The sequence below is a fragment of the Streptomyces sp. MBT65 genome, from assembly GCF_016612545.1.
Lineage (GTDB): Bacteria > Actinomycetota > Actinomycetes > Streptomycetales > Streptomycetaceae > Streptomyces.
On sequence record NZ_JAENRY010000520.1, the window covers coordinates 1 to 5,787 of the forward strand.

Consider the following 5,787-nt stretch of genomic DNA (forward strand, 5'->3'; position numbering starts at 1 on the left):
ACTCTCCCTTGTTTGCCGGATCCGGCGCCACGGATCCGGCAAACAAGGGAGAGTTGTAGACCTGAGTGTCCGTCAACGTCAAGAGATGCGGGGCAAGTTGATGTACAAGTCGAGGCTTTGCGGACGTGCGGGAAGCCCTTGCCCTACAGGTGACACATGATCGACACTCTTTTTTCACAACTCCCTTGACCCTCGAATGTAACCCCCGGTAACTTCCTCGACGGCTACTGCTGCGTAACCTGAAAGCCCTTGCATCCGCCGGGAGTTGCAAGGAGGGCTGCGCCGCACTCGCTGTCCGCGCCAGGACAACGCGCCACTTCGATATCGACTCGCGTTGAACCAGAGCAGCACATGGGAGCAGACATGGCTTCACCCTCGGACGCCAACCCGTCCAACGGAAACACCCCTGAGCAGCCGAAGGGCGGCTCCGCACCCGAGACCGCCGAGGGGCCCGAAAGACGCGGTCAGGTCCGACTGCGCCGCGCCGCGATCATGGCGGTGCCGGCCACGCTGGCCGCCGCGACCCTCGCGGTACTCACCGCGCAGGGCGCCCTGGGGGTGCAGTTCTCCATTTCCGGCATGCCGTTCACGGTCACCGCCAAGTCGATGGACGGCACCGGCTTCGAGCAGTTCGGCGACCTCGACGGGATGATCCCGAACAGCCCGAACGAGGGCGACACCGGCGGGCAGGTGCTGGTCATGACCTCCGCCATCAAGAACGCCACGCTCGACAGCCTCTGCCAGAGCGTCGACCTCGGAGGCGTCAACCTGCTCATCAAAGCGGGCAGCGGCGCGACGAAGGTGACGGCGACGGACCTTACGACCGACTCGACCGAGATGTCGGGCAACGCGTCCTTCGGCAACATCGAGATCGGCAACGACGCCAGCACGCTGACCAAAGCGGGCGTGAAGGGCAAGGCGGGCGTCTTCAGCCAGCAGTCCGACACCGTGCACATCGACAACCTGCGGCAGACCAACTACGCCACCACGGCGGGTGTGTTCAAGCTGCCGGGCCTCAAGCTCAGCTTCAGCGACTCGGGTTGCTGATGTCGGAGAACCTGCCACAGCAGGGGAATGGGCCCGCCTTCCGGCGCTGGCGGGCCCGCCGTCCGTTCTGGGGTGGGCTGTTGCTCACCCTGGGCGGGGCGGAGATCCTGCTCACGGAGAAGGTGTCGCTGAAGGTCGCGATGCACATCGGGATGCAGGGCATGACCGGCTACCTGCTCCCCGTGTTGATGATGCTGTGCGGACTGCTGATCCTCTTCAGCCCGGGCCAGCGGCTGTTCTACTCCATCGTCGGGATCCTGTGCTCCCTCGGCAGCTGGCTCACCTCGAACCTCGGCGGCTTCTTCATCGGGCTGCTGCTGGGCATCGTAGGAAGCTGTATGACGTTCGGCTGGCTGCCGGACCAGGAGCCGCGCTCGGAGCGCCGCCGCCGCAAGCGCGAGGCGAAGACGAGCACGGAGTCCCTCCAGCCCCAGTCCTGACCCGTCCCCCGGGCCCCGGCGACCGCCGGGGCCCGACGTGTCGGTGGACTCAGTGGGCGGTCGCGGGCGGCTCCGTGGCCGTGGCCGCCGGGGACTCGGTCTCGGCGTAGACCGTGGCCGGTTGCACCGGGGCCGGGTCCGCCACGGCGTTCTCCTCCTTCATCGCCTTCGCCTCGCTCTTGAGGATGCGCATGGACTTGCCCAGTCCGCGCGCGGCCTCGGGAAGCTTCTTCGAGCCGAACAGCAGGATGACGACGATCGCCACGACCAGCAGGTGCCAAGGTTCCAGTCCGTTGCGGAGCATGGCCTCGCCCTCCCTCTTCCGTCACACGACAGTTGCTATATTGCGCAACTGTACAACCCAGAAGTGGAGCGCAGACCCCTCAGGGCCAGGGCATACAGCCCGAGCACAGCGGCCAGCAGGACGTAGTAGGGCAACGCCAGTCCCGTCATGCCGAGCACCGCGCCCAGCGGGCTCAGGGGCAGCAGCACCCCTACGGCGGCCAGCGCGGCGGCGGCCCACCCGACCGGGCCCGGTCCACGGCCCTCCGCGAGGCTCCGGCCGGTCCGCAGGAGCAGCATCACCAGCGCCTGGGTGAGCAGGTTCTCGGTGAACCAGGCCGAGTGGAACAGCACGTCGTCGTCGACGGCGTCCGGGCCGCGCAGCGCGAGCGCGAGCACGGCGAAGGTCGCGAGGTCGGCGACCGCGTTGAGCACCCCGAACCCGGTGATGAACGTCAGGAACGCCCGCGGCCGCAGCACGGTCGGCCGGCGCAGCACGGCGGCCCCGGGTCGGTCGTGGGCGAAGGCGAGCTGGGCCGCGTCGAAGCACAGGTTCTGGGCGAGCACCTGCGCCGGGAGCATCGGCAGGAAGGGCAGCAGCAGGCCGGCGGCGAGCATCGCGATGACGTTGCCGAGGTTCGAGGAGAGCGTGATCCGCAGATACGAGGCGATGTTCGCGCCGCTGTGCCGCCCGGCCACGACCGCGTGCCGGATCGCGGCGAGGTCCTTGCCGGCGAGCACGACGTCGGCGGCCTCGCGCGCCACGTCCACGGCGGCGCGCGGCGCGATCCCGACGTCGGCGGCGCGCAGCGCGGGCACGTCGTTGAGACCGTCCCCGAGGAAGCCGACCGTGTGGCCGGCCGCGCGCAGGGCGGCGACCGCGCGGGCCTTGTCCTGAGGCGTGCACCGGGCCGCGACCCGCACCTCCCCCGGTTCCAGCCCCAGCTCCCGGCACACCCGCGCCGCCGTGGCCGGATGGTCGCCGGTGAGGATGCGCACGCCGATGCCCAGGTCGAGCAGTGCGCGCAACGCCTCCGGAGCGTCCGGGTTCAGGGCGTCGTGGAAGGTGACCAGTCCCCGGAAGGTCAGGCCCCGTTCGTCGGCGGGGGTGTACGCGCGCGTGCGGGCCGGTGGTTCGGCGGTGGCGACCCCGAGCAGGCGTAGTCCGGACTCCGCCTCGCGCTCGGCCAGGGCCAGCAGCCGGTCGCGCTCGGCCGGGGCGAGCGCACACCGCTCCAGTACGTCCTCCACCGCGCCCTTCACGATCAGCGTGTGCGTGCCGAGGGCCTCGCCGCGCACCACGGCCGTCGCGAGCCGTCGTACCGGATCGAAGGGCACGGCCCCGATCCCGTCGTACTCCTCCCCCACCGGTCCCGCCGACGCCAGCAGGGCCTCGTCGAGGGCGTCCGGGGCGGGTGATTCGGCGAGTTGGAGGGTCCACCAGGCGGCGGTGGCGGCCAGCCGCAGGATCTCCGGATCGGCGCGGCCGTCGGGGCCGAGGGCGCGTTCCACGACCGGGCGGTCCTGGGTGAGCGTGCCGGTCTTGTCGAGGCAGAGGACGTCCACGGCGCCCAGGTCGTGCAGCGCGGGGAGCCGTCTGACGACGACGCCGTGGGTACGGGAGAGCAGCGACGCACCGCGCGCGAGGCAGGTCGTCACGATCACCGGGAGCATCTCGGGGGTCAGCCCGACCGCCACCGCGACGGCGAACGGCAGCGTCTCCAGACCCCGGTCGCGCAGCGCCGCGTTGGCCATGAGGACCAGCGGGGGCGTCAGCAGCATGAACCGGATCAGCACCCAGGAGATGCCGTGCACGGAACGGTCGAACGCGCTCGCCTCCCGCCGTGCCGGCCCCTCCTGCGCGGCCGCGAACCGGGTCCGTGCCCCCGTCGCCAGCACGACCGCCGTGGCGCTCCCCGAGACGACACCGCTGCCCTGGAAGCACAACTCCGGCTGTGCGAACGGCCCTTCGTCCGGCGTGCCGGGCAGCTCCACGGCGGCCTTGGCGACCGGCGCCGACTCGCCGGTGAGCGCGGCCTGGTGCACGGTCAGCCCGGTCGCGCGCAGCAGTCGTACGTCCGCGGGGACGAGGTCGCCGGGCCCGAGCCTGATCACATCGCCCGGCACCAGGTCGGCGACCGGTGTCTCCCGGGCCCGTACCGGCGCCTCCTCGTCCGTGCGGCGCAGCACGCAGGCGGTCGAGCCGACCAGTTCGCGCAGGCCGTGCAGCGCGCGGTCGGCCCGGTGCTCGCCACTCGCGCGCAGCACACAGCTCACCGCGACCAGGGCGAGGATCACCGCGGCGGTGCCCCAGGAGGCGACGAGCGCCGAGACCAGTCCGAGGCTGAGCAGCACGGCGGTGAAGGGATCGCGCAGGCTGCGCAGGAAGAGCCGGGGCCAGGAGGGCGTACGACGGCCGGGAGCCGTGTTCTCGCCGGTCGCCGCCAGCCGGGCCGCGGCCTCCGGGTCGGTCAGTCCGCGCGGGCCGGTGTCCAGGTACCGGAGCACCTGGAGCGGAGTGTGCCGCTGGTCGGCGGTGTCAGAGGCCACGGAGACGGGGGGCGGGCAGCTCGGACCGGCCGGCGCGGGCGCCGATGCGGGTGACCGCGAGCCGGACGACGTCGACCACGTCCGGGTCGTCGACGAAGTACACCTGGCGACGGCCCTCGCGGCGGGCGCGGACCAGGCCCGCGAGCTTCAGTTTGGTGAGGTGCTGGCTGACCGCGGGCAGCGCGCCGCCGAGCCGCTCCGCGAGCCCGGTGACATCGCTCTCGCCCTGGGCCAGCGCCCACACGATGTGCAGCCGGGCGGGCGAGGCCAGCAGCCCGAAGGCCGCGGCGGCGTCCGCGAGCACGTCGGCCGACGGGTCGTCGAAGCCGCTGCCGGCTGTCCCCACCGTCGTCGCCTCCTGATCCCTGGCCGGTCCCGTTCCGTGAGCCGCCCAGTCTAGGCGGCCGGAACTTCTCCCCGGTCCGGGGAGTTTCCACGGTGCTGCAGCCACGAATTTGTATACGACGACTACTACGCATGGAGTTCGTATGGCCCTGTGGGACCGCTTCAAGGAGTCCGCGTCGACGATGCAGACCCAGCTCGTGGCGAAGAAGAACGACCTCAAGAGCGGGGCGTTCCGCGACGCGAGCATGGCGATGTGCGCGCTCGTGGCCGCCGCCGACGGCACGGTCGACCCGTCGGAGCGGCAGCGCGTCGCCCAGCTCATCGCGAGCAACGAGGTGCTGCAGAACTTCGACGCGATGGACCTCCAGCGCCGTTTCGACGAGAACCTGAACAAGCTGACCGCCGACTTCGCCTTCGGCAAGGTCAGCGTGCTCCAGGAGATCGCCAAGGCGAAGAAGAAGCCCGCCGAGGCGCGTGCCGTGATCCAGATCGGCATCGTGATCGGCGGCGCGGACGGCGACTTCGACAAGACCGAGCAGGCCGTGGTCCGCGAGGCGTGCTTCACCCTCGACCTGCCGCCGCACGAGTTCGACCTCTGACCGGCCTCCGGGGCACATGACCGGGAGCATGCTCGACGACCTGGCTGGCGGCGCTGGAGCGGGACGGGCGGACCCCGCAGGGTGAGCTGGCGCGGGTGACGGGCTGGTCGCCGTCGACGGTGGCGCGGCGGCTGGCCGAACTGCGGGCGGGGGGTGCGCTGTTCTTCGACGTGGAGGTCGACGCCGGGCTGTACGGGGTCAACACCCGGGCGCTGCTGTGGATGTCGGTACGGCCGGCCGAGCTGGACCGGGTCGCCACGGCCCTGTCCGCCCACGACGAACTGGCCTTCGTCGCCGCGACCACCGGCCCCACGAACCTGGTCGCCCAGGCCCTCTGCCGCGACCCGGCCGACCTCCACCGCTACCTCACCCGCCGTCTGGGCACCCTGCCCGCCGTCCGCACCCTGGAGACCAGCCCGGTCCTGCGCAACCTCAAGGCGGCGAGCCCTTCCCTGACGGGGCTGCCGACGCGGGGGGTGTGAGCGGGAGCGGGCTGGTCTCCAGGGTGCGGACGGCGGGCAGGG

7 protein-coding genes are annotated in these 5,787 nt (G+C 71.6%); 4 read left to right on the forward strand and 3 right to left on the reverse strand.

The window, feature by feature from the left end:
- Positions 1-363: 363 nt before the first annotated feature.
- Both JHN63_RS49540 and JHN63_RS49545 read left to right on the forward strand, forming a co-directional pair.
- Positions 364-1,047 carry a DUF6230 family protein gene (locus tag JHN63_RS49540; RefSeq protein WP_200691703.1) on the forward strand — a complete coding sequence of 228 codons (684 nt, stop codon included), beginning with the start codon at positions 364-366 and terminating at the stop codon, positions 1,045-1,047.
- Entirely contained in the window at positions 1,047-1,487 is a 441-nt protein-coding gene (locus JHN63_RS49545) for a DUF6114 domain-containing protein (protein ID WP_200691704.1), read from the forward strand. Before JHN63_RS49540 ends, JHN63_RS49545 begins: the two co-directional genes overlap by 1 nt.
- 49 nt (positions 1,488-1,536) lie before the next feature.
- Here the strand turns inward: JHN63_RS49545 and tatA are convergent, their stop codons facing one another.
- From tatA to JHN63_RS49560, 3 genes are read right to left on the reverse strand one after another with little or no spacing between them, the layout of a single operon-like run.
- The gene (gene tatA / locus JHN63_RS49550) at positions 1,537-1,791 is read right to left on the reverse strand and encodes a Sec-independent protein translocase subunit TatA (protein ID WP_200691705.1); all 255 of its coding nucleotides are present in this window, start codon (positions 1,789-1,791) and stop codon (positions 1,537-1,539) included.
- Positions 1,792-1,826: 35 nt separating this feature from the next.
- A complete protein-coding gene (locus JHN63_RS49555) occupies positions 1,827-4,319 on the reverse strand; it encodes an HAD-IC family P-type ATPase (RefSeq protein WP_200691706.1) in 2,493 nt (830 codons plus the stop codon).
- Positions 4,309-4,665, reverse strand: a complete 357-nt coding sequence (locus tag JHN63_RS49560; RefSeq protein WP_200691707.1) for a metalloregulator ArsR/SmtB family transcription factor — start codon at positions 4,663-4,665, stop codon at positions 4,309-4,311. The genes JHN63_RS49555 and JHN63_RS49560 overlap by 11 nt, the downstream gene beginning before the upstream one ends.
- A gap of 142 nt (positions 4,666-4,807) precedes the next feature.
- Here JHN63_RS49560 and JHN63_RS49565 point away from each other — a divergent pair, with 142 nt between their 5' ends.
- A complete protein-coding gene (locus tag JHN63_RS49565) occupies positions 4,808-5,263 on the forward strand; it encodes a tellurite resistance TerB family protein (RefSeq protein WP_043686538.1) in 456 nt (151 codons plus the stop codon).
- 53 nt (positions 5,264-5,316) lie between these two features.
- Entirely contained in the window at positions 5,317-5,745 is a 429-nt protein-coding gene (locus JHN63_RS49570; RefSeq protein ID WP_267953876.1) for an Lrp/AsnC family transcriptional regulator, read from the forward strand.
- The last annotated feature ends 42 nt before the right edge of the window (positions 5,746-5,787 follow it).

Excerpts from the sequence above, each read along its gene's own strand:
- JHN63_RS49565 (WP_043686538.1), top strand. The coding sequence starts at position 4,808 with ATGGCCCTGTGGGACCGCTTCAAGGAGTCCGCGTCGACGATGCAGACC.
- JHN63_RS49540 (WP_200691703.1), top strand. The coding sequence starts at position 364 with ATGGCTTCACCCTCGGACGCCAACCCGTCCAACGGAAACACCCCTGAG.
- tatA (WP_200691705.1), bottom strand. The coding sequence starts at position 1,791 with ATGCTCCGCAACGGACTGGAACCTTGGCACCTGCTGGTCGTGGCGATC.
- JHN63_RS49545 (WP_200691704.1), top strand. The coding sequence starts at position 1,047 with ATGTCGGAGAACCTGCCACAGCAGGGGAATGGGCCCGCCTTCCGGCGC.